The sequence below is a fragment of the uncultured Serinicoccus sp. genome, assembly GCF_947500995.1.
Lineage (GTDB): Bacteria > Actinomycetota > Actinomycetes > Actinomycetales > Dermatophilaceae > Ornithinicoccus.
Genome location: NZ_CANMUA010000013.1, coordinates 1 through 26,758 on the forward strand (window position 1 = coordinate 1; position 26,758 = coordinate 26,758).

Here is a 26,758-nt window from a genome sequence, read left to right on the forward strand (position 1 = left end):
ACCGAGCATCTCGCCGATGACCCCCTCACACCAGGGCACCACACCGGCCACCCAAACCCCACCACTCCACGGGACTCAACTCTGATGGTTGTGGCCGATCGCGCACCTTATCGGGCGTTCCTCCCCATCTAGGCAATCCCACGCGGTGGCCGTAGCGCAACTGCAGCACCTACCCTGATGCGCTAACCCGAGGGTGGCGGGAGTCTCCGATTTCTTGAGGACGCGCACGGGGCGCGTGCCTGTCGCGAGGTCCTGAAGGGTCATCCGGTCTGGTCGAGCCGCGGCGGCTGCGTAGGCGATGTGGAGGGGGACGAACAGCGGCGAGGTCAGGAGGAGAACTATCGAGGTGCGGCCGAGGGCGCGTCCGCAGCCGGGGACTCTGTGGCTGTCGCCCCGGACGAACCTGCCGCCCACTACGCGCTTGCCGACGCTGCTCCCGGTTCTTCCCAGCACCCATGTGTAGGCCAGCGTCACCGCGAGAGCAGCAGCCAGGAGGAGGAACCCGTCCAGGCCCGCCAGCACGCCCCACCGAACCGATATACCTGCGCCCGGTCCTGCTCAAGGAGCACGGCCGCACCAGCTGACCGTCGGCCGCCGCGGTCCCTGGGTGGCGACCACTCTCAGCACAATGACGGTACGGGACTGCTGAAGGTTCGGTTGACACCTGATCTGTGGGGCCGAGAAGGCTCCGCTGGGAGGATGTCGACATGCCTGCACCCCATCCGAAGGAGTTCCGCGACGACGTGGTCGCGGTAGCCCGCAAGGGCGAGGCTCCGATCGCTAAGCTCGCCGCTAACTTCGGGATCTCCGAATCGTGCCTGCGGAACTGGCTGCGCCAGGCCGACGTCGAGGACGGCGTACGGCCCGGCAAGACCGCGGCGGAGAACGCCGAGCTGAGAGAGGCCAAGCGCAAGATCCGGCTCCTGGAGCAGGAGAACGAGGTGCTGCGCGCGCTGCGGCGTACCTGTCGCAGGCGAACTTGCGGCTGGGTCAGTCCCCAAAATGACGTTCCCGCTGGTCCTGGACCTTGCCGACGCCGGGATCCCCGTCGCGGTGACCTGCGGGCTGCTGGGGGTTCTCTCGGCAAGCCTTCTATGCCTGGAAGGCGATCCCTGTCTGTGAGCGGGACCTGATCGACGGCCATGCCACCAGAACTGCACTCGAGGTCCACCGGGACGACCCGGGCCTCGAGGACCGGTTCATCGCCGACGAGCTCACCGACGCCGGCCACGAGATCTCCGAGCGGCGGGTGTGGAAGGTCTGCTCGCAGGCCGGGATCGTCTCCGCGCACGCCCGCACACGGGGCCGGTTCAAGAAGCCGGGCCCGCCGGTCCACCACGACCTGGTCCAGCGGGACTCCACCGCGACCGGGCCGACCCGGCTGTGGCTGACCGACATCACCGAGCATCCCACCGCCGAGGGGAAGCTCTACCTGTGCGTGGGTCAAGGACGTGCGGTCTCGCCGGATCTTCGGCTACGCCATCGACTCGAGGATGACCAGCCACCTCGCCGTGGATGCGCTCGAGATGGCTACCGTCCGCCGCGGTCGCGACGCCGTGGCTGGCTGCGTGGTCCACGCCGATAGGGGCAGTCAATTCCGCTCCCGGCCCTACGTCGCCGCATTGCACCGCCACGCGCTGCGCGGCTCGATGGGCCGGGTCGCCTCCTCCGCGGACAACGCCGCGATGGAGTCCCTCTTCTCGCTGGCTCCAGAAGAACATCCTGAACGACCGCCGCTGGCAGACCCGCGACCAGCTCCGCCTGGCCATCGTCACCTGGACCGAGCGCACCTACCACCGCCGGCGCAGGCAACGCGCCCTCGGCAGGCTCACCCCGGTCGAGTTCGAGACCATCAACCGTGCCGCTCACGCGGCCTGAAACACCACACCGGAAGTGTCAACCAGACCTTCAGCAGTCCCCCCAGCCCTAGGTGCCTGGTTCGAGTCTAGTCGGGGGAGCCAAGCGAGAGTCTCCGGGCCAGCGCAAACGCGGGTAAGGAGGTTCTTCTCTCCTTCGGGTGGGGCACGTGTGGACGTCGGTGGGGGGTGTGCCGGCCAGGTCAGGCTCCCGCCCCGACCCCCTGCCCGTCCCAGACGTCGTGCACGTGCGCGGCCAGGGCGCTCTTGCCGATCTCCGTGGACGTGTACAGCGAGGCCAGCTCGGTGCCGAGCATCATCTCGCCCGCGATCAGGCCGCTCCGGTTGACCAGCTGCACCAGGGTGTCGCGTGCGGCGAGGCTGGTCGGCGGGACGGGTGGCTCGGGGTGGTACCAGCCCTGCGCCTCCAGCACGGGCGCGACGTCCAGGTAGCGGGCGGGGGCGGGCACGTCTTCTGCGACGGAGGTTGCGTCGGCACGGAGGCTCACCCACGACGCCTCCGGGACGAGCGTGCCACCGTCGAGCTCACGGGCGACGAGCCGGAGGGGTTCGCCGGCCGGCTGTTCCGGTCGGCCTACCGCCAGGGCGTCGACGGCTGGATGCTCGGTGGTGGCCATCACGCTCCCTGGTGAACGAGGTCACACCCTGGGAGTTGGTGATCTGCGCCTGCCCGCCGCCCGGTGGCAATGGTCTCCTGCGGTCAGCCGCCGGCTCTGGCCTGGGCGCCGAGGGCGGCGCCCACGGCGCGCTGGCCGGCCTGCTCCTCGTCCTGCGTGGTCGCGCCACCACCGGGGGTGCCGCGGCGCTTGCGACGCTGCCGGCCCTCGATCCACTCGGCGAGCTTGGTGATGGCGTAGTTGATGAGGATGAAGATGACGGCGGCGACGAGGTAGGCGGCCAGCGTGTTGGCGTTGGCCGAGCCCAGCTGGCGGGTCCGGCTCAGCAGCTCCGGGTAGGTGATGATGTAGCCCAGCGCCGAGTCCTTCGTGATGACGACGATCTGGCTGATGAGGGCGGGGAGCATCGAGGTCAGCGCCTGAGGCACGAGGATCGAGCGGCGCACCTGGGCCGAGCTCAGGCCGATGGACAGTCCCGCCTCGCGCTGGCCGCCCGGCAACGAGCCCACGCCGTTGCGGACGATCTCGCAGATGACCGAGGCGTTGTAGAGCACGAGTCCGGTGACGACCGCGATGAACGTCGCGTTGGCGCCGGTGAGCCCCAGGGTGTCCATGAGGCGGACCATCGTGGGGTTCTTCACCAGCATCTGCCAGGTGAAGATCATCATGATGAGCACCGGGACCGCTCGGAAGAACTCGACGAAGACCCCGCTGGCCCACCGCACCGGCGTGAGGTCGGACATGCGCAGCATGGCCAGGGCGATCCCGAACACCATGGACAGCACGACGGCCACCGCGGCCGCCTGCAGAGTGGCCAGCAGCCCGGGGAGCAGGTAGAAGGTCCAGGTGTTGCTCTCCAGGAACGGCGTCCACTTGGCCGCCTCGAACTGGCCCCTGTTGGCCATCCGGATGAGGACGAGCACCAGCAGCCCCAGGAGCACGAGGGTGCCCAGCACGCCGTAGAGGAGGTGGCGGGCCCGCGCCTTGGGCCCGGGGATGTCGAAGAGGACCTGCTGCGCGCTCATCGCTTCACCGCCAGCTTGGCGGAGAGCCAGCTCGTGCCGAGCCCGACCGGCAGGGTGAGGATGACGAAGCCGATGGCGACGATGAGGAAGATGAGGATGCCGGCGTCCGGGCGGAACTCCATCATGTTGCGCATCTGGTAGGCGATCTCCCGATTGCCGATGGCCACCGCCACGGTGGTGTTCTTGATGAGGGCGATGAGCACGTTGCCGATGGGGGTGATGCCACCTCGGAACGCCTGGGGCAGGATCACCTCACGCAGGCTCTGGCCGAAGCCGAGCCCGATCGAGCGAGCGGCCTCGCTCTGGCCCACGGGGATGGTGTTGACTCCGGAGCGGATCGCCTCGCAGATGAACGCCGCGTGGTAGACGGTCAGCCCCAGGACGGCGAGCCAGAAGTTGTTCTCGAGGATGAAGTTGGGGTTGTTCTCTCGGGGCACGAACTCGATCCCCAGCTGCAGCCACAGCCCCAGGTTGGCGAAGACGATGATGAGGGTCAGCGGGGTGTTGCGCAGGAGCGTGACGTAGGTGGCACCGAACCAGTTGAGGACCGACACGGGCGCCAGGCGGAGGATGGCCACGACGGTCCCCACGACCATGGCCAGCACGAAGGACACGGCCGCGAGCCGGATGTTGAGCCAGAACGCCCCGAGGACGTTGAACTGCTCGATGAGCTCCAGCACGGGCAGCTCCCTCCAGGGTGGTGGCTGCGCCGGGGCCCAGACGGGCCTCGGCCCCGGCGCAGCGAGACGGGTCAGTCAGTCAGGCGCTCAGGCGCAGTGACCGCCGGCCTCCGGCGGGTTGAGGTCGGCGTTGGGGGTGTAGTCCGCCGCGCCCAGGTTGTCCTCGATGATCTGGTCCATGGTGCCGTCCTCCCACAGCCCGTTGAGGATCTCGTTGATCTCCTCGCACCGGTCGGAGTCCTGCGGCAGGCCGACGCCGTAGTTCTCCTCGGAGAAGGTGTTGCCGACGACCCGGAACTGGCCGGCGTACTCGTCCTGCGCGGCGAAGCCGGCGAGGATCGTGTCGTCGGTGGTCAGGGCGCCGATCTGGCCGGAGGCCATCGCCTCCATGCACTCGGAGTAGCTGCCGTACTCCTGCAGCGCCACGCCGTACTCCTCGTTGACCCGGGCGGCCGAGGTCGACCCGGTCACCGAGCACAGGATGGCGTCGCCCATGGAGTCCGGCCCCTCGATGTCGCTGTCGGTCGGCACGAGGAGGTCCTGGCCGGCGACGAAGTACGGCCCGGCGAACTGGACCCGCTCCTTGCGCTCGTCGGTGATGGAGTAGGTGGCGAAGATCATGTCGACCTGGTCGGACTCCAGCAGGTCCTCGCGCTGGGCGGAGATCGCCTCCTTCCACTCGATCTGGTCCTCGGTGTAGCCGAGCTGCTCGGCGACCGCCTTGGCGACGTCGACGTCCATACCGGTCGGGTCGCCGCCCTCGTTGAGGCCCAGACCCGGCTGGTCGAACTTGATGCCGATGGTGACGGTCTCGCCGTCGGTGCCGCCCTCGGCGGCGCTCTCCTCGCTGGACCCGCCGTCGCCGCCGGCGTCGGCCTCCCCGCCGTCGTCACCGCCGCAGGCGGTGAGGGTCAGGGCGGTGGCGGCCGCGAGCGCCGCGATCCGGAAGGTGGTGGAACGCATGGGATCTCCTTGTGTCGTTGCTGCTCAGTGGGTCAGAAGCTTGCCGAGGAAGTCCTTGGCACGGTCGGACTGCGGGTTGGTGAAGAACTCCTCCGGGGTGTTCTCCTCGACGATCGCGCCGTCGGACATGAAGACCACGCGGTCGGCGGCCTTGCGGGCGAAGCCCATCTCGTGGGTGACGACGATCATCGTCATGCCGCTCTTGGCCAGGCTCGTCATGACGTCCAGCACCTCGTTGATCATCTCCGGGTCGAGGGCCGAGGTGGGCTCGTCGAAGAGCATGACCGTCGGGTCCATCGCCAGGGAGCGGGCGATCGCGACGCGCTGCTGCTGGCCGCCGGAGAGCTGGGCGGGGTACTTCTCGGCCTGGTGGTCGACGCCCACGCGCTGGAGCAGCTCCATCGCGCGCTGCTTGGCCTCGGCCGCCTTCTTCCGGCGCACCTTGATGGGTCCCAGGGTGACGTTCTCGAGGATCGTCTTGTGACTGAAGAGGTTGAAGCTCTGGAAGACCATGCCGACGTCAGCCCGGAGCTTGGCCAGGGCCTTGCCCTCGCTGGGCAGCTCGTCGCCGTGGATGGTGATCGTGCCCGACTCGTAGGACTCGAGCCGGTTGATGGTGCGGCACAGCGTCGACTTGCCGGAGCCCGAGGGCCCGATGACGACCACCACCTCGCCCTCGTGCACGGTGAGGTTGATGTCCTTGAGGACGTGCAGGTCGCCGAAGTGCTTGTTGACGTCCTCGAGCACGACGAGCGGCGCGCCCAGGCCGGTGCCGGGCGACTCACGGGAGTCGGTCATGTCGCGCACCCTAGACGGGTATGCCGTCACCGGGCAGCAAGTTCGAGGTGTTGTCACCGACTTGTGACCTTCGGCGTGGCGCCGCGGGTCGGGCGCCGGGGCTCGCGGACGACCGGTCCGGGGGAGTGGGCCAGGTGGGGCTTGAACCCACGACCGACGGATTATGAGTCCGCTGCTCTGACCGGCTGAGCTACTGGCCCGCGACGGCCGAGTCTAGTGAGGCCGTGCGGCGCTCACTGCCGCAGGTAAGACTCCAGGTGGTCGCGCTCGGCCTCGAGGGCGTCCAGCCGGGCCTTGACGACGTCACCGATGGAGATGATGCCCAGCAGCCGGCCGTCCTCCACGACGGGGAGGTGGCGGAACCGGCCTTGCGTCATCGTGGTCGCCAGGTGGGTCAGGTCGTCGTCCATGGTGCAGGTCTGCACCGAGGTGGTCATGAGGTCGCTCAGCGCTGCCCCGCTGCCGGCACCGCCGCGCAGGTGATGCACGACGTCGCGCTCGGACACGATGCCGGCCACCGCCTCGCCGTCCACCACCACGACGGCGCCGATCTTCTGGTCGTCGAGCACCTCCAGCAGCTCGGCGAGCGTGGCCGTGGCGGGCAGGGTGGCGACCGTGCTGCCCTTCTTCTTGATGAGGTCGGCGACGCGCATGGCGCGAAACTAGCAGACCGCCTGACGCTGCGTCACGCATCTGCGCAGGTCGCTCGGCGCCGAGCCCCGCGACGCGTGGGGCAGGTGGGACGCAGAAAGTTCACCGTGCCACTTGCTCCCTGCGGGACGAGAGAGCACAATGAGACCCAGCACGCGGCATACCGCGGTCGCCTGAGCAGGTCGAGGTCGTTGGGGAAGACGTCCCTCACCACACAGGAGGCCAGGATGTCCGTCGTCATGCCACGAGTCATGACTCGCGGGGTGGTGTTCATTCACTCCACCCCGACTGCGTTGTGCCCGCACATCGCCTGGGCGCTCGAGGGCGTCCTCGACACCCGGGTGGCGCTGGACTGGGTCGGCCAGCCGGCCGAGCCCGGGACCATGCGCACCGAGTTCGCCTGGACCGGCGAGGCCGGCACGGGTGCCACGATCGCCAGCGCGATGCGCGGCTGGGACGGCCTGCGGTACGAGGTCGTCGAGGAAGCCAGCCGCGGGAGCGACGGCGTGCGGTGGACGCACACGCCCGGACTCGGGATCCACACCGCCCGGCTGTCGGCCAACGGCGATGTCGTCGTCAACGAGGACCGGCTGCGGCAGATCATGGAGTCGGCGGCCGGCTCGACCGCCACGCTCACCGTCGAGCTGGACCGTGCGCTCGGTGCCGCGTGGGACGCCGAGCTGGAGGTCTACCGCCACGCCGGCGAGGGCGCCCCGGCGACCTGGTTGCACAAGGTCGGCTGAGACGGCGCGGACCGCCGGTCACCTGTGAGGCCGGCGACCCGCGTCATCGAGCGGTGGCCTGTGCTGCGACGCGCTCGTGCACCTCGATCATGCGCTGCGCGCTCACCGGCCAACTGAACCCCTCGGCGGCCGCCCGTGCCCGCGCGCGGGCCGAGGGTCGCGCGAGCAGCTCCTCAATGCCGTCGGCGAAGGCGGTGGGGGTCGAGGGGGCGACGACACCTCCGTCCCCGACGACCTCCTGCAGGGCCCCCTCGTCGCAGCAGACGACGGGGATGCCGCAGGCCAGCAGCTCCAGGGCGGCCAGACCGAAGGTCTCCAGCGGACCGGGGGAGATCGCGAGGTCCGCGCGCCCCAGCTCGACGGCGAGCTCGCGGCGGTCGGTGACGTAGGAGTGGAAGGTGACCGGGAGGTTCTGGGCCCGGCGCACGAGGTCCTCCAGCATCGGGCCCGCCCCAAAGACGGTGAGCTCGACGTCGCGCCCACGGCGGACCAGCTCGCGCACGGTCTCGATGGACAGCGCCGGGTTCTTCTCCGGCGACAGGCGGCTGCAGTGCGCGATCCGCAGGGGCCCGTCCGCACCGGGCGCGGGCCCGTCGGCGAGGTCCCGGGTCGGCACGAAGGTCTCCAGGTCCACCCCGAGCGGCACGACGTCGGCGGCTAGGCCGTTGCGGTGGAACTCCTGCGCCGCGAACGCGCTGGGGCAGACGATCGCGTCGTAGTCCGCGGCGCTGAGCCGGTTGATGCCGTCGGCCGCCCAGTGCGCCGGACGCTCGGGGAGCGGGGTGCGCCGGACGAGGATCCCGGTCATGTTCTCGTGGCTGATCATCACCGACCCGATGCCGCGGCGGCGCGCCCAGCGACCCATCCACCGGGTCGTCGACCGGTCGGAGACCTCGATGACGTCGGGAGCGATCGCGTCCATGAGCCGGGACAGGCCGAGCCTGCTCCACATGAGGGAGTAGCCGGTACCCGGAACGGGGGTCGCGGGCACGCGGTAGACCAGCCCCTGGCTCTCCTCGGCGATCTCCTGCCCAGGACCCGGGACAATGAGCGAGGCCCGGTGACCGGCCTCCTGGTAGAGCTCGCCCCAGTGCCGCAGCGCGGTCTTGATGCCGCCGGACGTCGGGCTCACGAAGTTGGCGACGCGCAGGATGTGCATGAGGGGGCGAGCCTACCCGGCGGCCGGGCCGCGGCTCAGGAGGCCGAGGTGAAGGTCAGCGCGACGTTGACGCCGCCGAACCCGAAGGCGTTGTTGACCGCGGCGAGCTGGCCCTCGGGCAGCGCGCGCGCCGACCCGGTGACGACGTCGAGGTCGATCTCCGGGTCCTGCTGGTCCAGGTTGAGGGTCGGGGGCACCTGCCGGTGGTGCAGCGCGAGGACGGTGAGCAGCGCCTCGAGCGCGCCGGCGGCTCCTAGCAGGTGACCGGTCATCGACTTGGTCGCGGTCACCGCGATGCTGCCGGTATGCCCGCCGAAGGCCCGGTGGATCGCCCGGGTCTCCGCGACGTCCCCGACCGGGGTGGAGGTCGCGTGGGCGTTGATGTGGGCGATGTCGGTGGTGGCCAGGCCCGCGTCGGAGATGGCCTCCTCCATGGCCCGGGCGGCCCCGGCGCCCTCGGGCTCGCCGGCGGTGATGTGGTAGGCGTCCGAGGACATGCCGAGCCCGTCGAGGTAGGCGTAGATCCGGGCCCCGCGCGCCAGCGCGTGCTCCTCGGCCTCCAGGACCATGACGCCGGCGCCCTCACCCATGACGAAGCCGTCGCGGTCGACGTCGTAGGGCCGCGAGGCGGCCTGGGGGTCGTCGTTGCGTCCCGACAGGGCGGTCATCGCCGCGAAGGCGGCGATGCACACCGGGTGGATGGCCGCCTCGGTGCCGCCCGCGACCACGACGTCGGCGCGGCCGGCGCGGATCATGGTGAGGGCCTGGCCCATCCCCTCGGCGCCGGAGGCGCAGGCGCTGACCGGGCAGTGCGCCCCGGCCCGGGCGCCCAGGTCGAGGGAGACGGCCGCCGCCGGGCCGTTGGGCATGAGCATGGGCACCGTCAGCGGGAAGACCCGCCGCGGCCCCTTCTCCTTGAGGACGTCCCACTGGCTCAGCAGGGTGTGGACGCCGCCGATGCCGGAGCCGATGGCGACCCCGAGCCGCTCCGGCTCGACCTCGGGCGCGCCGGCGTCGGCCCAGGCCTCGCGGGCGGCGATGAGGGCGTACTGGCCCGAGGGGTCGTTGCGGCGCACCTCGACCTTCTTGAGCACCTCGAGCGGGTCGGTGTGGATCGGGGCGGCGAAGGTCACCGGCAGCTCGTGCTCGGCGACCCAGTCCTGCTCCAGGGTCCGGACACCGCTGCGGCCGGCCACGATCGCCTCCCACGTCTCCGGCGCCGTGCCCCCGACGGGGGTGGTGGCGCCGAGGCCGGTCACGACGACGCGGCGCGCGGTCTGGGTGGTGTCGGTCATGGGTGGCGGCCTCCTGGGACGGGACGTGCGTGGTCAGGTCGACGACATCAGGGTATGCCGTCGGGCTGGGTGCGGCCCGGTGCGGCGCGGTCCGCGCGGCACCGGGCCGGTGCGGGGTCAGCCCTGGTGGTTGGCGATGTAGGACACCGCGTCCTTGACGTGGGTGAGGTTCTTGACCTCGTCGTCGGGGATGCGGACGCCGAACTTGTCCTCCGCGTTGACGACGATCGTCATCATCGACAGGGAGTCGATGTCGAGGTCCTCGGTGAAGGACTTGTCCATCTGGACCTCCTCCGCCTCCAGCCCGGTCTCCTCGTTGACGATCTCGGCCAGACCCGCGAGGATCTCCTGCTCGCTCAGTGCCATGGTGCGTTCTCTCCTAGCGTGGACAACAGTTGCCGACCCGGGATCCTGCTCACCCGCCGGGTCACGGGAGTCATCGTGGTGCGCTCAGGGCATCTCGACGACCTGGGCGGCGTAGACCAGCCCGGCGCCGAAACCGATCTGCAGGGCCAGGCCCCCGTGCGGCGCCTCCCCCTCCTCGAGCATGCGGCTCATCGCCAGCGGGATGGAGGCCGCCGAGGTGTTGCCGGTCTCGGCGATGTCGCGCGCGACCGGCACGTGCTCGGGCAGCTCCAGCGCCTTGACCATCGCGTCGGTGATGCGCATGTTGGCCTGGTGGGGCACGAAGGCGTCCAGGTCGGCCGGGGTGATGCCGGCGGCCTCGACGGCTCGGCGGGCGACCGGGGCCATGGAGAAGACCGCCCAGCGGAAGACGGTCTGACCCTGCATGGTGAAGGCCGGCCAGTCGAGTCCCTCGGTGCGGCCCGGGTCCTCCATGGCGGGGCGCAGGTCGGTCCAGGACTCGCGCTGGGTGATGGCGTCGGCCCGCTCGCCGAGGCTGCCCCAGATGGTGGGCCCGATGCCCGGCCGGTCGGCGACGCCCACGACGGCGGCGCCCGCGCCGTCGCCGAAGATGAAGGCCGACCCGCGGTCGTGCTTGTCGGTGAAGTCGGAGAGCTTCTCCACGCCGACGACCAGCACGGTGTCGACGCTGCCGGCGCGGACCATGTCGTTCGCCTGGGCGATGGCGTAGCAGTAGCCCGCGCACGCGGCCGAGATGTCGTAGGCGGCCGGGTCGGTCATCCCCAGGCGGTCCGCCAGGACGGGCGCGGCGGCCGGCGTCTGGAAGGGATGGGTGACGGTGGCCATGATGACGGCGTCGACCTGGCCGGTCTCGACGCCGGCGCGCTCCAGGGCCTGGCGGGAGGCGGCCTCGGCCATGTCGACGACCGACTCGTCGTCCCGGGCGAAGCGCCGGGTGACGATGCCCGAGCGCTGCCGGATCCACTCGTCGCTGGAGTCGATGTGCTGGATGATCTCCTCGTTGGTCACCACGCGCTCGGGCCGGTAGGCCCCCAGGCCCAGGATCCGGGCGTGACGCAGCGTGGTGGGTGCCGAGAGGGCGGGTCGCGTGCTCACGGGCAGGCCTCCTGAGATGGGCGGGGACAGGTCACGGGACAGGGGTCAGGCGGCGCCGTGCTCGCGCACCATGCGCGCGGCGGCGTCCAGGTCGTCCGGGGTCTTGAGCGCCAGGGTCTCCACGCCCCGCATCCCCCGCTTGGCCAGACCGACGAGGGTCCCGGCCGGAGGGAGCTCGATGAGCCCGGTGACGCCCATCGAGAGCAGCGCCTCCATGGTGAGGTCCCACCGCACCGGGCCGGCGACCTGCGCGATGAGCCGGCGCAGGACCTCGCCGCCGTCGGCCACGACCTGCCCGTCGGCGTTGGACAGCAGCGGCACCCGCGGGTCCTGCGGGGCGAGCGCCTCCGCGTGCCGGGTGAGCCGGTCGACGGCCGGCTGCATGTGGTGGCTGTGGAAGGCGCCGGCGACCGGCAGCGGGACGACCCGGGCGCGCGTCGGCGGCTCCTGCTCCAGGGCGGCCAGCTGCTCCATGGTCCCGGCGGCCACGACCTGGCCCGCGCCGTTCATGTTGGCCGGGGTGAGGCCGTGCCGGTCCAGGGACGCGGCGACCTCGGCGGGGTCGCCGCCGACGACCGCGGACATGCCGGTCGGGGTGAGGGCGGCCGCCTCGGCCATGCCCAGCCCGCGCTCGCGCACGAAGCTCATCGCGTCGTCCGGTGCCAGGACCCCGGCGATGGCGGCCGCGGTGATCTCGCCGACCGAGTGGCCGGCGGTCGCGGACACGTGCTGCGGCACCTGGTCGTGGTCGAGCACCAGGGGGAGGGTCGCCAGCCCGGCGCTGACGATGAGCGGCTGGGCGACGGCGGTGTCCTTGATGGTCTCGGCGTCCGAGGTGGTGCCGTGGGTGACCAGGTCGAGCGAGGCGGCGGCGGCCAGCGCCTCCAGCCGCTCCCGCACGGCCGGCTCCTCGAGCCAGGGGGTGAGGAAGCCAGGGGTCTGGGAGCCCTGTCCGGGCGCGACGATGACGAGCACGGTCCTACTGTGCCGGTGAGACCCTCCAGGACGCGACTGCGCGACGCACGATAATGCCGGGGGAACTTTGGAGGGATCCTCCAAACGACGGTGTCTCGTGGTCCTGGACGGGGTATGCGGTGTGCCGGGTCAGCGGCCGCCGCGCCACAGCCGGGGGCCGGTGCCCATCCGCCCCAGGGCCAGGGCGACCTGGAGCACCCAGGCGTCGCGGGCGTCGTGCGGGTCCAGGCCCACGACCTCGCCGACCCGCCGCAGCCGGTAGCGCACGGTGTTGGGGTGCAGGAAGAGCAGCCGGGCGGTCGCCTCCAGCACCATGCCGTGGTCGAGGTAGGCCTGGACCGTGTCGAGCAGCGCGGACGGGTGGTCCCGCAGCGGGGCGTAGACCCGGTCCACGAGCATGCGGCGCGCCGGCCCCTCACCGAGCAGGGAGCGCTCGGCGAGCAGCTCGTCGGCGGCGACCGGCCGGGGCGCGTCGCCCCAGGCCGGGGCGGCGTCCACCCCGGAGAGCGCGGCCCGGGCCGACCGCCCGGCCGCGAAGAGGTGGGGCACCCGGGGCCCGACGACCACCGGTCCGTCGCCGAAGGAGTCGGCCAGCCGCTCGACGTCGCCGAGCGGGTCGGTGCTGCCGCCGAGCACGCAGACGAGCCGGCGGTCGTGGGCGGCGCCGAGCGCGGAGCGGCCCAGCGTGCGGGCCGCGGTCCGCAGCGCCTCCACGGCGGTGCCCGGGTCGCCCTCGGGCAGCAGCCCGGCCACGACCGTCACGTCCGTGACCTCGTCCCACCCCAGCTCGGCGGCCCGGGACGCCATCGCGTCGTTGGCCTCGCCCCGGACGACGGCGTGGACGACGAGGGTCTCCAGGCGGCTGTCCCAGCCGCCGCGGTGGTCCGCGGACCGCGCGTAGACGTCGGCGACGGCGAACGCCAGGTCCCGGGAGTAGCGGAGCACCGCCTCCCGCAGGGCCTGCGTCTCGCCCTCCTCGACCAGCTCGGGCACCGACTCCTCGACGGTCGCGATCGCCGTCCGGGTGAGGTCGAGGGTCTGGCGCAGGGTGATCGTCGCGGCCAGGCTCGGGGGCGCCGACGCGAAGATCTGCCCGGGTGGCGGTCCCGGGTGCGCACCGTCGGCATACCAGTCGAGCAGGGCGCTGATGCCCGCCTGCGCGACGAGCCGCACCCAGGCCCGGTCGGCGGCACCCAGCTCCCGGAACCACGCGTGCTCGGCCTCCATCCGCCCGGCGGCACGACCGGCCAGGTCGGCGGCGTGGCGGGAGAGGTCGCGGTCGGGCACCCTCGCGAGCCTAGTCGGAGGCTGACAGGATCGAGGTATGCCGACCGCGTCCCCGCTCGTCCTCGCCCACCGCGGAGCCTCCGGGCTGCTGCCCGAGCACACCCTCGCCGCCTACGAGCTCGCGGCTCGGCAGGGCGCCGACTACCTCGAGCTGGACCTCGTGGCGACGAGGGACGGCGCGCTGGTGGCCCGGCACGAGAACGACATCTGGGGGACGACAGACGTGGCCGACCACCCGGGCCTCGCGGGACGTCGACGCCGGGAGGTGGTCGACGGCACCACGGTGGAGGGCGTCTTCACCGAGGACCTCGACCTCGAGGAGCTGCGCACCCTGCGCGCCAGGGAGCGGCTGCCGCAGCTGCGCGGGACCGACCGGGACGGGGAGTGGCCGGTCCCGACCTTCGCGGAGATCGTCGCGCTCCGGGCGGCGCTCAGCGAGGAGCTGGGGCGCGAGCTCGGGCTCTACGTCGAGCTCAAGCACCCCACCCACTTCGCCGGGCTGGGGCTGTCCCTGGAGGAGCGGATGCTGGCCGACCTGGAGGCCGGCGGCCTGCTGTCGAGGGACGCGCCGGTGTTCGTGCAGTGCTTCGAGCCGGGCACCCTGCGGCGGCTGCGCGGCGAGCTCGGCTGCCGGCTGCGCCAGGTGCTGCTGGCGACCGCGCCGGAGGACGTGCCCGCCGACCTCGCCGCCTCCGTGGAGCCGCGCACCTACGCCGACCTGCTGTCGCGCCCGGGCCTGGAGGAGCTGGCGGGCGTCGCCGACGGGGTCGGCCCGCGCAAGCAGATGGTGCTGCCCTGGGCGCAGGACGGGACCCTGGGGGAGCCCACGCCGCTCGTCGCCGACGCCCACGCGGCCGGGATGGTGGTGCACGCCTGGACGTTCCGGGCGGAGAACGCGTTCCTGCCGCCCGCGCTGCGCCGCGGCCCCGGCGGGGCAGCCGCCGGGGGTGGCGACGCCGAGCCTGATGCGGACCGGGCGGCGCACGGGGACCTCGCCGCCGAGGTGCGGGCTCACCTGGCGGCCGGGGTGGACGGCATCTTCACCGACCACCCCGACCTCGTGGTGCAGGCCCTGCGGGAGGGTCCCCCGGTCGGGGGGTGACCCTCAGGCGTCCCCGCCGGTGGTGCCGGACGTGCCCGCGGTGACGTCGAGGAGGCGGTACTTCTCCGCCGCGTCCCGCGGCACCTGCGGGTCGAGCTCCCCCCGGTCGGCCAGCATCTGCAGCGCCTTGACCGCCATCGACGGGCCGTCGATGTGGAAGAAGCGGCGCGCGGCCGGACGGGTGTCCGCGAAGCCGAAGCCGTCCGCACCCAGGGCGAAGTAGTCCTCCGGGACCCAGGGCGCGATCTGGTCCTGGACCGCGCGCATGTAGTCGCTCGTGGCCACGACCGGCCCGTCGCCCTCGGAGAGGCGGCGGGTGACGTAGGGCACCCGGCGATCCTGCTCGGGGTGCAGGAAGGCGTCGGTGTCGCACGCCATCGCCTCGCGGCGCAGCTCCGACCACGACGTCACCGACCACACGTCCGAGCTGACGCCCCAGTCCTCCCGCAGGAGGTCGGCGGCCTCGAGCGCCCACGGCACCCCGACCCCCGACGCGAGCAGCCTCACGTGCTTGCCGTCCTGCTGCTCGCCGGCGGCAATGCGGTGCATCCCCTGGAGGATCCCCTCGACGTCGACGTCGTCCGGCTGCGCGGGCTGGCGCATCGGCTCGTTGTAGACGGTGAGGTAGTAGATGACGTTCTCGGGGTCCTCGCCGTACATCCGCTCCAGCGCGCGGGGCAGGATGTGCGCCATCTCGTAGGCGTAGGCCGGGTCGTAGGCGACGACCGCCGGGTTGGTCGAGGCCAGCAGGGGGGAGTGCCCGTCGGCGTGCTGCAGCCCCTCACCGGCGAGCGTCGTGCGCCCGGCCGTCGCCCCGATCATGAAGCCTCGGGCGAGCTGGTCTGCCGCGGCCCAGATGCTGTCACCGGTGCGCTGGAAGCCGAACATCGAGTAGAAGATGTAGAACGGCACCATCGGCACCTGGTGGGTGTCGTAGGACGTGCCGGCGGCGCTGAACGCCCCGACCGAGCCGGCCTCGTTGATCCCGACGTGCAGGATCTGGCCCTGCTCGGACTCCTTGTAGGCCAGCATGAGGTCGGCGTCGACCGAGGTGTAGTTCTGCCCGTGGACGTTGTAGATCTTGGCCGTCGGGAAGAAGCTGTCCATGCCGAAGGTCCGGGCCTCGTCCGGGATGATCGGCACGACGTGCTTGCCGAACTCCTTGTCGCGCATCCACTCCTTGAAGATGCGCACCAGGGCCATCGTGGTGGCGACCTCCTGCTTGCCCGAGCCCTTCTTGGCCACGTCGTAGACCTTGGTGTCCGGCAGCTTCAGGGAGGAGCCGCCCGGCTGGCGCTTGGGCAGGTAGCCCCCCAGCGTGCGTCGCCGCTCCTTGAGGTACTGGATCGCCGGGTCGTCCTCGCCCGGGTGGAAGTACGGCGGGGCGTAGGGGTCGGCCTCCAGCTGCTCGTCCGAGATGGGGATCTGCAGGCTGTCGCGGAACGCCTTGAGGTCGTCCAGCGTGAGCTTCTTCATCTGGTGCGTGGCGTTGCGCCCGGCGAAGCTCTTGCCCAGGGAGTAGCCCTTGATGGTGTGCGCCAGGATCACCGTCGGCTGACCCGTGTGGTTCATCGCGGCCTGGTATGCCGCGAACACCTTGCGGTAGTCGTGCCCGCCGCGCTTGAGCTTCCACCAGATGTCGTCGTCGCTCCAGTCCTTGACCAGCTCCTTGGTGCGCGGGTCGCGCCCGAAGAAGTGGTCGCGGATCCACGCGCCGTCGTTGGCCCGGAAGGTCTGGAAGTCGCCGTCCGGGGTGGTGTTGAAGAGGTTGACCAGCGCGCCGGAGGCGTCCTGGGAGATGAGGTCGTCCCAGCCGCGGCCCCACAGGACCTTGACGACGTTCCACCCCGCGCCGCGGAAGAAGCTCTCCAGCTCCTGCACGATCTTGCCGTTGCCGCGCACCGGGCCGTCCAGGCGCTGCAGGTTGCAGTTGACGACGAAGGTGAGGTTGTCGAGCTCCTCGTTGGCCGCCACCTGCAGCAGGCCGCGCGACTCCGGCTCGTCCATCTCGCCGTCGCCGAGGAAGGCCCAGACGTGCTGCTGGCTGGTGTCCTTGAGACCGCGGTTGTGGAGGTACTTGTTGAACGACGCCTGGTAGATGGCGTTCATCGGCCCGATGCCCATCGAGACGGTCGGGAACTGCCAGAAGTCCGGCATCGACCGGGGGTGGGGGTAGGACGGGACGGCCGTGACGTCGTCCTGGAGGCCCTTGCTCTTCTCCTGCCGGAAGCCGTCGAGCTCGGTCTCGCTCAGCCGGCCCTCGAGGTAGGCCCGGGCATAGATCCCCGGTGAGGCGTGGCCCTGGAAGAAGACCTGGTCGCCACCGCCCTCGTGGTCACGACCGCGCCAGAAGTGGTTGAAGCCGACCTCGGTGAGGGTGGCCTGCGAGGCATACGTCGAGATGTGCCCGCCGACCGCGATGTCGGGGTGCTGCGCACGGTGCACCATGACCGCGGCGTTCCACCGGATCCAGGCGCGGTACCGGCGCTCCATGTCCTCGTCACCGGGGAACCACGGCTCCTGCTCGGGGGAGATGGTGTTGATGTAGTCGGTCGTGGTCAGCGAGGGGATGCCGACCTGGGAGTCCCTGGCCCGCTCCAGCATGCGCAGCATGAGGTAACGGGCCCGCTGGCGCCCGCCGGTGCTGATCGCGGAGTCCAGCGATTCCAGCCACTCCTGCGTCTCCTCGGGGTCCGTGTCGGGGACCTGGCTGGGCAGACCGTTCAGGATGGGGCCGGTGGAGCGCTCCTGGGCCATCAGGGTTGATCCTTCCTGCAAGGGGGTGTCCGGCCCAGTCTGTCACGTCCCTGACGCCGCGTCCGTGGTGGCCGACCCGGGCCCGCCTTTACGTCACCCGCGCCACTCTGCTTGTCTTGTTCCACCATGGACGAGCAGAAGAGGACGGAGCAGCAGGACGTGACCGACGACGCGCAGGGGGAGGCCCCCCTCGCGGGAATGCTGCGCAAGCTGGGGCTGCGGGCGGGCCAGGTGGTCGTCGAGTACGGCTACGACGACGACGTGGAGGAGGCCGTCCGCCAGGCCGCCGCCGCGGTGAGCGGGGCCCCGCTGGAGGAGGACGACTACGACGGCGTCGTCGACGTCGTGCTGCTGTGGTGGCGCGACGGGGAGGGCGACCTCGCGGACGAGCTCATGGACGCCCTGACGACGATGGAGGAGGGCGGCTGCATCGTGCTGCTCACGCCCGGCGCCGGACGCGAGGACCGCGTCCCCGCCGCGGACGTGCAGGACGCCTGCACCACCTGCTCGATGACGGCCTCCGGCGCGGTCAACCTCGGGGAGTGGCTGGGCCAGCGCCTGGTGGGCCGCAAGTGAGCGCTGCACCACCCGCCCCGGTGGAGGTGGGCCAGGCCGCCCCCGACCTCACGCTCACCGACCAGGCGGGGGAGCGGCACACCCTCTCCGCCGCCGTGGCCGACCGGCACGCCCTGCTCGTCTTCTACCCCTTCGCGTTCTCCTCGATCTGCACCGGCGAGCTGCTGGAGATCCAGCTCAACATCGACGAGTTCGTCAACGACCGGGTGCAGGTCTTCGGCCTGTCCTGCGACCCCGCGCCGGCGCTGCGGGCGTGGGCGGCCCACGAGGGCTACCGCTTCCCCCTGCTGTCGGACTTCTGGCCGCACGGCCAGGTGGCGCGCGACTACGGCGTCTTCGACGAGGAGTCCGGGATGGCCCTGCGCGGCACCTTCCTCGTCGACCCCGGGATGCGGGTGCGGTGGTCGCTCGTGCACGGACCGGGCGAGGCGCGGCAGATCGGTGCGCTGCACGAGGCGGTACGCCACCTGCAACAATGACGGCACACCCACCACAACAGGGGCCTGTAGCTCAGCTGGTAGAGCGCCGCGTTTACACCGCGTAGGTCGTCGGTTCGAGCCCGGCCGGGCCCACGTGAACGCCAGCACGCAGCAGACCGGTGTCGCCCTGGCCGACGTCGTCGCCACCCTCGAGGACCTCTACCCCACCGCGACCGCGCAGTCGTGGGACCGCGTGGGGCTCGTCGCCGGGGACCCGGAGCAGCGCGTGCACCGGGTGCTGCTCGCGGTCGACCCGACGCTCGAGGTCGTGGCCGAGGCCGTGCGCACCGGCGCGGACCTCGTGGTCACCCACCACCCGCTGCTGCTGCGGGGGATCCACTCCGTCGCGACGACGTCGGCGAAGGGGGCGACGGTCACCGAGCTCGTGGTCAACGACGTGGCGCTCTACTGCGCCCACACCAACGCCGACGTCGCCGACCCCGGGGTCGGTCAGGCGCTGGCCGCGGCGAGCGGCCTGGCCGCCACGCAGGCGTTGACCCTGGCCGAGGGGCAGGAGCTCGGCCGGGTCGGCGAGCTGCCCGAGCCGGTCACGCTGCGCACCCTGGCGCAGCGGCTCGCGACGGCGCTGCCGCCCACGGCCGGTGGGGTGCGGGTCAGCGGCGACCCCGACGCGCCGGTGCGCCGGGTCGCCGTGCTCGGGGGTGCCGGGGACGGTGAGTTCGAGGCGGTGCGGCGCGCCGGTGCCGACGTCTACGTCACCTCCGACCTGCGGCACCACCCGGCCCTCGAGGCCCGGGAGGAGGCGCGGGCCGCGGCCCGCGCCGGGGGCGCCGCGACGCCCTACCTCCTCGACGCCGGCCACTACGCCACCGAGTGGCTGTGGCTGCCCGGCCTGCGCGAGCTGCTGCTCAGCCGCCTCGACGTCGAGGTCGAGATCTCGGGCGTCTGCACCGACCCCTGGGACCTCGTCGTCGGCGCCCGGCCGGACCACGACCGCACGACCGACCACCCCGTCGAAGGAGACCACCCGTGAAGGCAAGCCCCCAGATGCAGGCCCGGCTGCTCGAGCTCCAGGAGCTGGACACGCGCATCTCGCAGCTGGAGCACCGCCGGCGCTCGGTCCCCGAGCTCATCGACATCGCCCGCATGGAGGGCGAGCAGCCCGGGCTGGAGGCCGAGGTGGTGCGGACCAGCACCGAGGTCAGCGACCTGGAGCGGGAGGTGGCCCGGGCCGAGGCGGCCGTCCAGCTCGTCCGCGACCGCGCCACCCGCGACCGGCAGCGCCTGGAGGCCGGCACCGGCAGCGCCAAGGACCTCCAGGGCCTGCAGCACGAGCTGGAGTCGCTGGCCCGGCGGCAGGGCGTCCTGGAGGACGAGGAGCTGGAGGTCATGGAACGCGTCGAGCAGGCCCAGGGGGCCCAGCAGGCGGCGAGCTCGGCCCTGCAGCAGCACGAGGCCCGGCTCGGGGAGCTGCGCGAGGCGCGGGACGAGAAGGTCGCGGCCGTCGTCGCGGAGCGTGAGGAGGTGGCCGCGGGACGCGACGCCATCATCGCGGACGTGTCGGCCGAGCTGCTCGCGCTCTACGAGCGGCTGCGGGCCCAGACCGGCTCCGGCGCGGCGCCCCTGCAGCAGCGGCGGTGCGGCGGGTGCCGGCTCGAGCTCAACGCCGTCGACCTCGGGCGCATCCGTTCCGCCGCCGAGGACGAGGTCGTGCGCTGCGAGGAGTGTGGCCGCATCCTGGTCCGGACGGCGGAGTCCGGCCTGTGAGCACCGGGGCCTCGGCCCCGGGCAGCGGTGCGGAGCCCACCCACGGCGCGGCTGCCGGCGGCGCCCGGGCGCCCGGGCCGGCCGAGGTCGAGGCCGCGAGCGAGACCTACCTCTCCGACGAGACGCTGCCCGTCCTCGAGGGCAGCACCCGGCTGGTGCTCGTGCGCCACGGCGTCACCGACTTCACGCAGGCGCACCGGATGGACGGACGGGGTGGCGCCGACCCGGCGCTCAACGCCACCGGGCGGGCCCAGGCGCGGGCCGCCTCCGGTGCCGTCGCGGAGCTCCTGGGGCGCTCCGTGCCCGCGCCGGTCCGGGTCGTCTCCTCCTCCCTGGCGCGGGCGCGGGAGACCGGCCAGCTGCTCGCCCAGCGCCTCGGGGTCGAGCGCGAGGAGGACCGGGACTGGGACGAGCAGGGCTTCGGCGACTGGGACGGCCAGGCCATGCCCGAGCTCGCGGCGCGCCAGCCCCGCGAGCTCGTGCGGCTGCGCACCGACCTGGACTACGCCCGCCCCGGCGGGGAGTCCCGGCGGGCCCTCGACGCCCGGGTGGCCGCGGCCCTGGGGCGGGCGGTGGCCGCGGGCGGGACGGTCGTCGTGGCCACCCACCGCGTCGCCATCATGTCCGTCCTGTGCCGGGTCCTGGGGGTCGAGCACGACCGGGGCTGGAGCATCGCGACGGGCCCGGCCTCGCTGAGCGCCGTCGAGGTGTGGCCCGACGGCGGGGTGCAGGTGACCTTCGTCAACGACACCCACCACCTGCGCGGCCTGGCCTAGGGTCGGGGCCATGAGCGCGGCACCGGACGACCTCACCCCCATGGAGCGCGCCCGGGTGGCCCCGGAGGAGGGGTATGCCCTCAACCGGTCCAACTGGGACGGCCGGGCGCAGGTGCACGCGGCCAGCGGGCACTACGACCTCGATGGCTGGGTGGCCGACCCCACCCGGGTGGGCGCGGTCGTGCGCCGCGACCTGCAGATCCTCGCCCCGCACCTGCCGGAGGCGCTGCGGGACGGCGGTGACGGCATACCTCGTCTGGACGGGCTGGACGTCTGCCACCTGCAGTGCCACCTCGGGACCGACACCCTCGGGCTGGCGCGGCGCGGGGCCCGCTGCACCGGGGTCGACCTGTCGCCGGCGTCCCTGCGGATCGCCCGCGACCTCGCGGAGCGCGCCGGGGCGGACATCCGCTACGTCGAGGCCAACGTCATGGACGCGGCGGCGGCCGTGGGCGCGACCTTCGACCACGTGCACACCTCGATCGGGACCCTCTGCTGGCTGCAGGACCTCGCCACCTGGGGCCGGCAGGTCGCGGCGCTGCTGCGCCCCGGCGGCACCTTCCTGCTGCGCGACGGCCACCCCATGCTCCTCGTCATGGGGGACACCGACCCGGGCACGATGACCCCGGCCTACGGCTACTTCCCGCTGCCGTCGGGGGAGAGCTTCACCTACGCCGACGGCACGACCTACACCGACGGCGACGTCGCCCCCATCACCCAGCCGCGCAACGTCGAGTGGCCCCACCCGGTGAGCGAGATCCTCGGGGCGCTGCTGGACGCCGGGTTGCGGCTCGAGCACGTCGGCGAGCACCAGGACCTGCCCTGGCCGGCGCACCCCGCGATGACCCCCGAGGGCGAGGGGTGGGTGCTGCCCGAGCCGTGGCGCTCGCAGGTGCCGGTGGCGCTCAGCGTGGTGGCGCGCCGCCCTGGGTGATGGCGCTCAGGAGGGCAGGGCGTCCAGGACCCAGGGGGACCCGGGCCGCCGCGGCTCGTGCAGCTCGACGTCGAAGGCGCCACCGAGCAGCTCGGGCAGGGCCCGCGGGCTCCTCGGGTCGGCGGCGTCCTGGCACAGGGCCCGGGCGACCAGGCCGCGGGTGTGCTTGGCCATGTGGGTGGCGCCGGGCACCCGCACGTGCACCCAGCGCCGGGCCAGGTCGGAGGTCGGGGCGGGGGTCCAGGCCGCGGCATACGTGCTGGAGCGGCAGTCCACGACTGACCCGCGCCCGGCCGCCCCGGCGAGCACCGGGTCGAGGTGCTCCCGCCAGAACCCCGCCAGCGGGCCGACCCCGGGCAGGTTGACGCCCATCGACAGGCGGTAGGGCGCGAGCCGGTCGGTCATCCGCACCACGCCGTAGAGCGCGGAGACCACCCGCAGCCGCGACGTGGCCCGCCGCGCCGAGCCGGGGTCGAGGGAGGACAGGTCCAGCGCGTCGTAGAGCACGCCCGAGTAGAGCTCGCGGGCCGGGAGCGTCGGTGCGGTGCGCAGCCGGGTGTTCCGGGCGATCTCGGCCGTGAGGTTCGGGCTGACCCCGAGCACCGCCGCGGCGTCCGGGGCCTCGCTGACCTGCGACAACGCCGTGGCCACGCGATCCCGTGCCCGGGTCAGCACGGGGGCGGAGAGGGACTCCGGGCGCAGCGCCGAGCCACGGGTGCGGGTCTGCTTGGACTCGGACGGCGGGAGCAGGATGAGCACCGCGTCAGCGTAGGTCAGGTGTCGGTGCGCCGACGTAGGGTGGGCGTCATGGTGGAGCGTGCGACGAGCCTGGCCTGCGACCCGACCGCGTCCGGGACCGGCCGGCTGCTGGCCCAGGCGTTCCAGCAGGTCCGCGACGACCTCGAGGTGCGCCAGACCTTCCCGGAGGCGGCGCTGGCCGAGGTCGAGCAGGCAGTCGCCGCCCCGGACCTGCCTGGACGCGACGAGACCGGGGTGGAGCTCATCACCGTCGACCCGCCCGGCTCCATGGACCTCGACCAGGCCATGCACCTGGAGCGCGACGGGTCGGGCTACCGGGTCCGCTACGCCATCGCCGACGTCCCCGCGTTCCTCGTCGAGGGGGGCGCGCTCGACGCGGAGACGCGGCTGCGCGGGCAGACGATCTACTGCCCGGACAGGCGCGTGCCGCTGCACCCTCCGGCCCTGAGCGAGGAGGCGGCGAGTCTGCTCCCCGACGCCGTGCGACCGGCATACGTCTGGGACATCCGGCTCACCGCGGAGGGCGTGCGGGACACCGCGGAGGTCTACCGGGCCATGGTGCGCTCCCGGCGCCGCTACACCTACGAGGAGGTGCAGCGGCTCGTCGACGGCGGGGAGGCGGAGGAGACGCTGCTGCTGCTCCGGGAGGTGGGCGAGCTGCGTGCCGCCCGCGAGATCGCCCGCGGGGGTGCGAGCCTGCCGATGCCGGAGCAGGAGGTGGGGACCGGGGGCGAGGAGGGGTGCGACTACACGTTGCGCCTGCGCCCGCTGCTGGCCGCCGAGGACTGGAACGCCCAGATCTCGCTGCTCACGGGCATGGTCGCCGCCCGGATGATGCTCGAGGGCGGGGTCGGCATCCTGCGGACCATGCCCGAGCCCGGTGAGGGAGCGGTGGCGCGCTTCCGCCGGGAGGTCGAGGCGCTGGGCGCCCACTGGCCGGAGGGTATGCCGTACGGCGAGTTCCTCCGCACCCTCGACCGGGCCGACACCCGGCACCTCGCGATCGTCAACGCCGCCACGTTCCTCTTCCGCGGGGCGGGCTACACCGCGTTCGACGGCGAGCTGCCGGCGGAGGAGGACCGTCTGCAGGCCGCCGTGGCCGCGCCCTACGCGCACGTGACGGCACCGCTGCGTCGCCTGGTCGACCGGTTCGGGCTGGCGGTGTGCGAGGCGCTCTGCTCCGGGGCCGAGGTCCCCGCCTGGGCCCGCGAGGCCCTCCCGGGGCTGCCCGCCGTCATGGAGGAGACCGGCCGGCGCGCCCGGGCGGTCGACCGGGCCTGCCTGGCGTCGGTCGAGGCGGCCGTGCTGCACGACCGCGTGGGCGAGGACTTCGCGGCGGTCGTCGTCGACGGCGTCGACGGCGACCGGGTGCAGGTGCAGCTGCTCGACCCACCGGTCAGCGACGTCGCGAGCGGCACCGCCCGGCTGGGCAGCGCCGTCACGGTGCGGGTGGAGCGGGCCGACATCCTGGCGGGCGAGGTCGACCTGCGCATCGTGGGGCAGGAGGCGTGAGGGCCTCGCCTCCCGGGCCCGACGGGGTGCGCGTCGTGGCCTCCGACTGCGACGGCACGCTGCTGCGCTCGGACGGCACGGTGTCCGAGCGGACCCGGGCGGTGCTGGACCGCTGCGCGTCCGCCGGAGTCCGGGTCGTGCTGGTCACCGCCCGCCCGCCCCGGTGGATGGACGAGCTCGGGGACCTCGGGGTCGAGGCGGTGGCGCTGTGCGGCAACGGCGCCTTCACCTACGACGTGTCGCGGCGCGAGATCATCGGCCACCGGCTCATGCCGACCGAGCTCGTGGGCACGCTGCTGGCCGAGCTCAAGGAGGCCCTGCCCGGGGCGGCGCTGGCCACCGAGTCGGTGCGTGGCTTCGCCCGCGAGCCGCACTTCCAGCGGGCCAACGACCGGGCCGACGGGCAGTGGCTGGTCGGCGACATCGGCCAGCTGGCCCAGGAGCCCGCCGGCAAGATCCTCGTGCGGCACCTCGACTGGTCCACCGAGCAGATCAGCGCCCGGGTCAAGCAGGTCGTGGGGGAGCGCGCCGAGGTGGCCGACTCCGGGGCGGTGCAGCTGGGGGAGATCACCGGTCGGGGCGTCACCAAGGCGCTGGCGCTCCTGACCTGGTGCGCCGAGCAGGACCCACCGGTGGCGCCGCAGGAGGTGTGGGCGTTCGGGGACATGCTCAACGACATACCGATGCTGGAGTGGGCCGGGCGCGCCCATGCCGTCGCCAACGCCCACCCGCAGGTCCTGGCGCTGGCCGACGAGGTGGTGCCGAGCAACGACGAGGACGGCGTGGCGAGCAGTGTCGCGGCGCTGCTCGACGCCCGCAGCATGTGACAGGATCAGGGTATGACGGACACCAAGCAGACCACCCCGGCCAGCACCCGACGCGGCAGCTTCGGCGGCGGGCTGACCGCCTTCATCATCGGCCTGCTGGTGGTGACCGCGATCTTCGTCCTCGTCGACCTGGCGACGGGCGCGCTGCACTTCTGAGGCTCCCGGCGGGGGTGGATGAGCCGGCCGGTACGCCGGGTTCTGTCCCCTCGCGCCGTCACCGGCACGGCGAGGGTGGCGACCATCCATCTCGGGTGCGCGTTGCCGCGCACCTCCAGCGACCTACCCGTGCGCTCGGGCGGGCAGCCCTCGGTCGCGCACTGTCTGGTCTTGCTCCAGGTGGGGTTTACCGAGCCACGTCAGTCACCTGACGTGCTGGTGGTCTCTTACACCACCGTTTCACCCTGACCCACCGCCGAGGCGGCGGGCGGTCTGTTCTCTGTGGCACTGTCCCGCGGGTCACCCCGGGTGGCTGTTGGCCACCACCTTGCCCTGTGGAGCCCGGACGTTCCTCGGCGGGTCACCCGGAGGTGCCCGACGCGGCCGCCTGGCCGACTCATCCACGTCCGCCAGGATAGCGGTCAGGGGCGCACGCCGTAGACTCCACCCACGTGACGACGACGAATCCCACGCCGGCCGACCTGCGCCGCTGGCGGCGCCACCTGGCCGACGAGCACGCCAACATGCGTGCCTTCCGCGACCTCGCGGCCCGCCGCCAGGGCGAGGAGCGGGCCATCCTCACCGGGTTGGCCGACGCCGAGCAGCGGCACGCCGAGCACTGGGAGAGGCTGCTGGGGGAGCGGGCGCACCCGGCGCCCCACCCGACCTTCGCCCACCGGCTGCAGACCTGGCTGGCCCGGCGCTTCGGCATGGTCTTCGTGCTCGCGCTGCTCCAGCGGTCCAAGTCGGACAACCAGTACGCCGGCGAGACCGACGCCGCCTCGTCCATGGCGGCCGACGAGCAGGTGCACGAGGAGGTCCTGCGGGGCCTCGCGGCACGAGGCCGGCTGCAGCTGTCCGGCAACTTCCGGGCCGCCGTGTTCGGGGCGAACGACGGGCTGGTGTCCAACCTGGCGCTCATCATGGGCATGGCGGGCACCGGGGTGTCCGGCGCGGTCGTCCTGGCGGCCGGGATGGCCGGCCTGCTCGCGGGGGCGCTGTCCATGGGGGCCGGTGAGTACATCTCGGTGCGGTCCGCCCGCGAGCTGCTCGCCGCCTCCCAGCCCGCCCAGGGCACCCGGGAGGCCCTGGGGGCCCTCGACCTGCAGGCCAACGAGCTGGAGCTGGTCTACCGCGCCCGCGGGCTGGACCGGGACCAGGCGCGGACGCGTGCCGCGAGCGTCCTGGGCCAGGTGGAGGCGGCCGGCCGGGCGCCCCGCGACGCCGTGCCGGTCGCCGCCACCGACGCCGACGAGCAGGACGCCGTGCTCAACCCCTGGGGGGCGGCGCTGGCCAGCTTCGGGTTCTTCGCCTCCGGGGCGCTCATCCCGGTGCTGCCCTACCTGCTCGGTCTGACTGGGTATGCCGCGGCCGGGGTCGCCATGCTCGCCGTCGGGGTCGCGCTGCTGGTGACCGGTGGTGTCGTGGGGGTGCTGTCCGGCGCCTCGCCCCTGGGCCGGGGCGTGCGCCAGCTGCTCATCGGCTACGGCGCCGCGGTCGCGACCTACCTGCTGGGGCTGGCCTTCGGGGCGGCCGGGATCGGCTGACGCATCCGGCGCGGGCTGAGCGCGCGTCCGGTGCGGGCTGAGCGCGCGTCCGG

General features: G+C 72.9%; 27 protein-coding genes, 2 tRNA genes, 1 other RNA gene and 1 pseudogene. 14 read left to right on the forward strand and 17 right to left on the reverse strand.

Features of this window, described 5'->3' with window-relative positions; genetic code table 11:
• Positions 1-75: 75 nt before the first annotated feature.
• The gene (locus tag Q0967_RS17465) at positions 76-522 is read right to left on the reverse strand and encodes an RDD family protein (RefSeq protein ID WP_363321998.1); all 447 of its coding nucleotides are present in this window, start codon (positions 520-522) and stop codon (positions 76-78) included.
• Between the two features lie 185 nt (positions 523-707).
• On the opposite strand from Q0967_RS17465, the pseudogene Q0967_RS16640 reads away from it, so the two are divergent.
• A pseudogene (locus Q0967_RS16640) lies at positions 708-1,878 on the forward strand (IS3 family transposase).
• 181 nt (positions 1,879-2,059) lie between these two features.
• Here the strand turns inward: Q0967_RS16640 and Q0967_RS16645 are convergent.
• From Q0967_RS16645 to Q0967_RS16675, 7 genes are all read right to left on the reverse strand, one after another.
• Positions 2,060-2,494, reverse strand: coding sequence for a hypothetical protein (locus Q0967_RS16645; RefSeq protein ID WP_298752706.1), 435 nt, complete (start codon positions 2,492-2,494; stop codon positions 2,060-2,062).
• Positions 2,495-2,577: 83 nt separating this feature from the next.
• Positions 2,578-3,519: an amino acid ABC transporter permease gene (locus Q0967_RS16650; protein ID WP_298752709.1), complete on the reverse strand. Its 942-nt coding sequence runs from the start codon at positions 3,517-3,519 to the stop codon at positions 2,578-2,580.
• Positions 3,516-4,199, reverse strand: a complete 684-nt coding sequence (locus Q0967_RS16655) for an amino acid ABC transporter permease (protein ID WP_298752711.1) — start codon at positions 4,197-4,199, stop codon at positions 3,516-3,518. Before Q0967_RS16655 ends, Q0967_RS16650 begins: the two co-directional genes overlap by 4 nt.
• An 87-nt stretch (positions 4,200-4,286) precedes the next feature.
• On the reverse strand, positions 4,287-5,162 hold the full coding sequence (locus Q0967_RS16660) for a glutamate ABC transporter substrate-binding protein (protein ID WP_298752716.1): 876 nt from the start codon (positions 5,160-5,162) through the stop codon (positions 4,287-4,289).
• A gap of 24 nt (positions 5,163-5,186) precedes the next feature.
• The gene (locus tag Q0967_RS16665) at positions 5,187-5,960 is read right to left on the reverse strand and encodes an amino acid ABC transporter ATP-binding protein (protein ID WP_298752720.1); all 774 of its coding nucleotides are present in this window, start codon (positions 5,958-5,960) and stop codon (positions 5,187-5,189) included.
• Positions 5,961-6,086: 126 nt separating this feature from the next.
• A tRNA-Ile gene (locus tag Q0967_RS16670) sits at positions 6,087-6,160 on the reverse strand.
• 33 nt (positions 6,161-6,193) lie between these two features.
• Positions 6,194-6,613: a CBS domain-containing protein gene (locus tag Q0967_RS16675; protein WP_298752722.1), complete on the reverse strand. Its 420-nt coding sequence runs from the start codon at positions 6,611-6,613 to the stop codon at positions 6,194-6,196.
• Positions 6,614-6,838: 225 nt separating this feature from the next.
• On the opposite strand from Q0967_RS16675, the gene Q0967_RS16680 reads away from it, so the two are divergent.
• Complete coding sequence (locus Q0967_RS16680; RefSeq protein ID WP_298752725.1) at positions 6,839-7,354, forward strand: DUF3145 domain-containing protein; 516 nt, start codon at positions 6,839-6,841, stop codon at positions 7,352-7,354.
• 43 nt (positions 7,355-7,397) lie between these two features.
• Here the strand turns inward: Q0967_RS16680 and Q0967_RS16685 are convergent, their stop codons facing one another.
• From Q0967_RS16685 to Q0967_RS16710, 6 genes are all read right to left on the reverse strand, one after another.
• Positions 7,398-8,513, reverse strand: coding sequence for a glycosyltransferase (locus tag Q0967_RS16685; RefSeq protein ID WP_298752727.1), 1,116 nt, complete (start codon positions 8,511-8,513; stop codon positions 7,398-7,400).
• A gap of 35 nt (positions 8,514-8,548) precedes the next feature.
• Entirely contained in the window at positions 8,549-9,808 is a 1,260-nt protein-coding gene (gene fabF / locus Q0967_RS16690; protein WP_298752730.1) for a beta-ketoacyl-ACP synthase II, read from the reverse strand.
• A 117-nt stretch (positions 9,809-9,925) separates the two neighbouring features.
• Positions 9,926-10,174, reverse strand: a complete 249-nt coding sequence (locus tag Q0967_RS16695) for an acyl carrier protein (RefSeq protein WP_058892371.1) — start codon at positions 10,172-10,174, stop codon at positions 9,926-9,928.
• An 84-nt stretch (positions 10,175-10,258) separates the two neighbouring features.
• Positions 10,259-11,290, reverse strand: a complete 1,032-nt coding sequence (locus tag Q0967_RS16700; RefSeq protein ID WP_298752734.1) for a beta-ketoacyl-ACP synthase III — start codon at positions 11,288-11,290, stop codon at positions 10,259-10,261.
• Between the two features lie 45 nt (positions 11,291-11,335).
• Positions 11,336-12,265, reverse strand: a complete 930-nt coding sequence (locus Q0967_RS16705) for an ACP S-malonyltransferase (protein ID WP_298752737.1) — start codon at positions 12,263-12,265, stop codon at positions 11,336-11,338.
• A 129-nt stretch (positions 12,266-12,394) separates the two neighbouring features.
• Positions 12,395-13,552, reverse strand: a complete 1,158-nt coding sequence (locus Q0967_RS16710; RefSeq protein ID WP_299451205.1) for a CdaR family transcriptional regulator — start codon at positions 13,550-13,552, stop codon at positions 12,395-12,397.
• Between the two features lie 37 nt (positions 13,553-13,589).
• Here Q0967_RS16710 and Q0967_RS16715 point away from each other — a divergent pair, with 37 nt between their 5' ends.
• Positions 13,590-14,654: a glycerophosphodiester phosphodiesterase family protein gene (locus Q0967_RS16715; RefSeq protein ID WP_298752742.1), complete on the forward strand. Its 1,065-nt coding sequence runs from the start codon at positions 13,590-13,592 to the stop codon at positions 14,652-14,654.
• A gap of 3 nt (positions 14,655-14,657) precedes the next feature.
• Here the strand turns inward: Q0967_RS16715 and aceE are convergent, their stop codons facing one another.
• Complete coding sequence (gene aceE, locus Q0967_RS16720) at positions 14,658-17,411, reverse strand: pyruvate dehydrogenase (acetyl-transferring), homodimeric type (protein ID WP_298752744.1); 2,754 nt, start codon at positions 17,409-17,411, stop codon at positions 14,658-14,660.
• A 126-nt stretch (positions 17,412-17,537) separates the two neighbouring features.
• Between aceE and Q0967_RS16725 the strand changes: the two genes are divergently transcribed.
• The 7 genes from Q0967_RS16725 to Q0967_RS16755 all read left to right on the forward strand — a co-directional run bounded on the left by Q0967_RS16725 (position 17,538) and on the right by Q0967_RS16755 (position 21,904).
• Positions 17,538-17,987, forward strand: coding sequence for a DUF3052 family protein (locus Q0967_RS16725; protein ID WP_298752746.1), 450 nt, complete (start codon positions 17,538-17,540; stop codon positions 17,985-17,987).
• Positions 17,984-18,466, forward strand: coding sequence for a peroxiredoxin (locus tag Q0967_RS16730; protein WP_298752748.1), 483 nt, complete (start codon positions 17,984-17,986; stop codon positions 18,464-18,466). The genes Q0967_RS16725 and Q0967_RS16730 overlap by 4 nt, the downstream gene beginning before the upstream one ends.
• A 20-nt stretch (positions 18,467-18,486) precedes the next feature.
• Positions 18,487-18,559, forward strand: a tRNA-Val gene (locus Q0967_RS16735).
• 1 nt (position 18,560) lies between these two features.
• Positions 18,561-19,460 (forward strand): Nif3-like dinuclear metal center hexameric protein, encoded by a 900-nt coding sequence (locus tag Q0967_RS16740; protein WP_298752749.1) that lies wholly within the window; start codon positions 18,561-18,563, stop codon positions 19,458-19,460.
• Positions 19,457-20,194 (forward strand): zinc ribbon domain-containing protein, encoded by a 738-nt coding sequence (locus Q0967_RS16745; RefSeq protein ID WP_298752751.1) that lies wholly within the window; start codon positions 19,457-19,459, stop codon positions 20,192-20,194. The genes Q0967_RS16740 and Q0967_RS16745 overlap by 4 nt, the downstream gene beginning before the upstream one ends.
• Complete coding sequence (locus Q0967_RS16750; RefSeq protein WP_298752753.1) at positions 20,191-20,970, forward strand: histidine phosphatase family protein; 780 nt, start codon at positions 20,191-20,193, stop codon at positions 20,968-20,970. The genes Q0967_RS16745 and Q0967_RS16750 overlap by 4 nt, the downstream gene beginning before the upstream one ends.
• Positions 20,971-20,980: 10 nt before the next feature.
• On the forward strand, positions 20,981-21,904 hold the full coding sequence (locus Q0967_RS16755; RefSeq protein WP_298752755.1) for a class I SAM-dependent methyltransferase: 924 nt from the start codon (positions 20,981-20,983) through the stop codon (positions 21,902-21,904).
• A 6-nt stretch (positions 21,905-21,910) separates the two neighbouring features.
• On the opposite strand, the gene Q0967_RS16760 is transcribed toward Q0967_RS16755, so the two are convergent.
• On the reverse strand, positions 21,911-22,663 hold the full coding sequence (locus Q0967_RS16760; protein ID WP_298752758.1) for a YaaA family protein: 753 nt from the start codon (positions 22,661-22,663) through the stop codon (positions 21,911-21,913).
• Between the two features lie 48 nt (positions 22,664-22,711).
• Here Q0967_RS16760 and Q0967_RS16765 point away from each other — a divergent pair, with 48 nt between their 5' ends.
• From Q0967_RS16765 to Q0967_RS16775, 3 genes are read left to right on the forward strand one after another with little or no spacing between them, the layout of a single operon-like run.
• Complete coding sequence (locus Q0967_RS16765; RefSeq protein ID WP_298752760.1) at positions 22,712-24,175, forward strand: RNB domain-containing ribonuclease; 1,464 nt, start codon at positions 22,712-22,714, stop codon at positions 24,173-24,175.
• Positions 24,172-25,002, forward strand: a complete 831-nt coding sequence (locus Q0967_RS16770) for an HAD family hydrolase (RefSeq protein WP_298752762.1) — start codon at positions 24,172-24,174, stop codon at positions 25,000-25,002. Before Q0967_RS16765 ends, Q0967_RS16770 begins: the two co-directional genes overlap by 4 nt.
• 12 nt (positions 25,003-25,014) lie before the next feature.
• Positions 25,015-25,158, forward strand: coding sequence for a hypothetical protein (locus Q0967_RS16775; protein ID WP_298752764.1), 144 nt, complete (start codon positions 25,015-25,017; stop codon positions 25,156-25,158).
• A gap of 15 nt (positions 25,159-25,173) precedes the next feature.
• On the opposite strand, the gene rnpB is transcribed toward Q0967_RS16775, so the two are convergent.
• An RNA gene (gene rnpB / locus Q0967_RS16780) (RNase P RNA component class A) lies at positions 25,174-25,558 on the reverse strand.
• A 52-nt stretch (positions 25,559-25,610) separates the two neighbouring features.
• Between rnpB and Q0967_RS16785 the strand changes: the two genes are divergently transcribed.
• The gene (locus Q0967_RS16785) at positions 25,611-26,705 is read left to right on the forward strand and encodes a VIT1/CCC1 family protein (protein ID WP_298752766.1); all 1,095 of its coding nucleotides are present in this window, start codon (positions 25,611-25,613) and stop codon (positions 26,703-26,705) included.
• Positions 26,706-26,758 lie beyond the last annotated feature (53 nt).

What these genes read in the sequence shown, in the direction of transcription:
- fabF (WP_298752730.1), bottom strand. Translation starts at nt 9,808, where the DNA reads ATGACCGACACCACCCAGACCGCGCGCCGCGTCGTCGTGACCGGCCTC.
- Q0967_RS16695 (WP_058892371.1), bottom strand. Translation starts at nt 10,174, where the DNA reads ATGGCACTGAGCGAGCAGGAGATCCTCGCGGGTCTGGCCGAGATCGTC.
- Q0967_RS16725 (WP_298752746.1), top strand. Translation starts at nt 17,538, where the DNA reads ATGGACGAGCAGAAGAGGACGGAGCAGCAGGACGTGACCGACGACGCG.
- Q0967_RS16685 (WP_298752727.1), bottom strand. Translation starts at nt 8,513, where the DNA reads ATGCACATCCTGCGCGTCGCCAACTTCGTGAGCCCGACGTCCGGCGGC.
- Q0967_RS16775 (WP_298752764.1), top strand. Translation starts at nt 25,015, where the DNA reads ATGACGGACACCAAGCAGACCACCCCGGCCAGCACCCGACGCGGCAGC.
- aceE (WP_298752744.1), bottom strand. Translation starts at nt 17,411, where the DNA reads ATGGCCCAGGAGCGCTCCACCGGCCCCATCCTGAACGGTCTGCCCAGC.
- Q0967_RS16680 (WP_298752725.1), top strand. Translation starts at nt 6,839, where the DNA reads ATGTCCGTCGTCATGCCACGAGTCATGACTCGCGGGGTGGTGTTCATT.
- Q0967_RS16755 (WP_298752755.1), top strand. Translation starts at nt 20,981, where the DNA reads ATGAGCGCGGCACCGGACGACCTCACCCCCATGGAGCGCGCCCGGGTG.
- Q0967_RS16715 (WP_298752742.1), top strand. Translation starts at nt 13,590, where the DNA reads ATGCCGACCGCGTCCCCGCTCGTCCTCGCCCACCGCGGAGCCTCCGGG.
- Q0967_RS16645 (WP_298752706.1), bottom strand. Translation starts at nt 2,494, where the DNA reads ATGGCCACCACCGAGCATCCAGCCGTCGACGCCCTGGCGGTAGGCCGA.
- Q0967_RS16650 (WP_298752709.1), bottom strand. Translation starts at nt 3,519, where the DNA reads ATGAGCGCGCAGCAGGTCCTCTTCGACATCCCCGGGCCCAAGGCGCGG.
- Q0967_RS16660 (WP_298752716.1), bottom strand. Translation starts at nt 5,162, where the DNA reads ATGCGTTCCACCACCTTCCGGATCGCGGCGCTCGCGGCCGCCACCGCC.
- Q0967_RS16675 (WP_298752722.1), bottom strand. Translation starts at nt 6,613, where the DNA reads ATGCGCGTCGCCGACCTCATCAAGAAGAAGGGCAGCACGGTCGCCACC.
- Q0967_RS16765 (WP_298752760.1), top strand. Translation starts at nt 22,712, where the DNA reads ATGGTGGAGCGTGCGACGAGCCTGGCCTGCGACCCGACCGCGTCCGGG.
- Q0967_RS16665 (WP_298752720.1), bottom strand. Translation starts at nt 5,960, where the DNA reads ATGACCGACTCCCGTGAGTCGCCCGGCACCGGCCTGGGCGCGCCGCTC.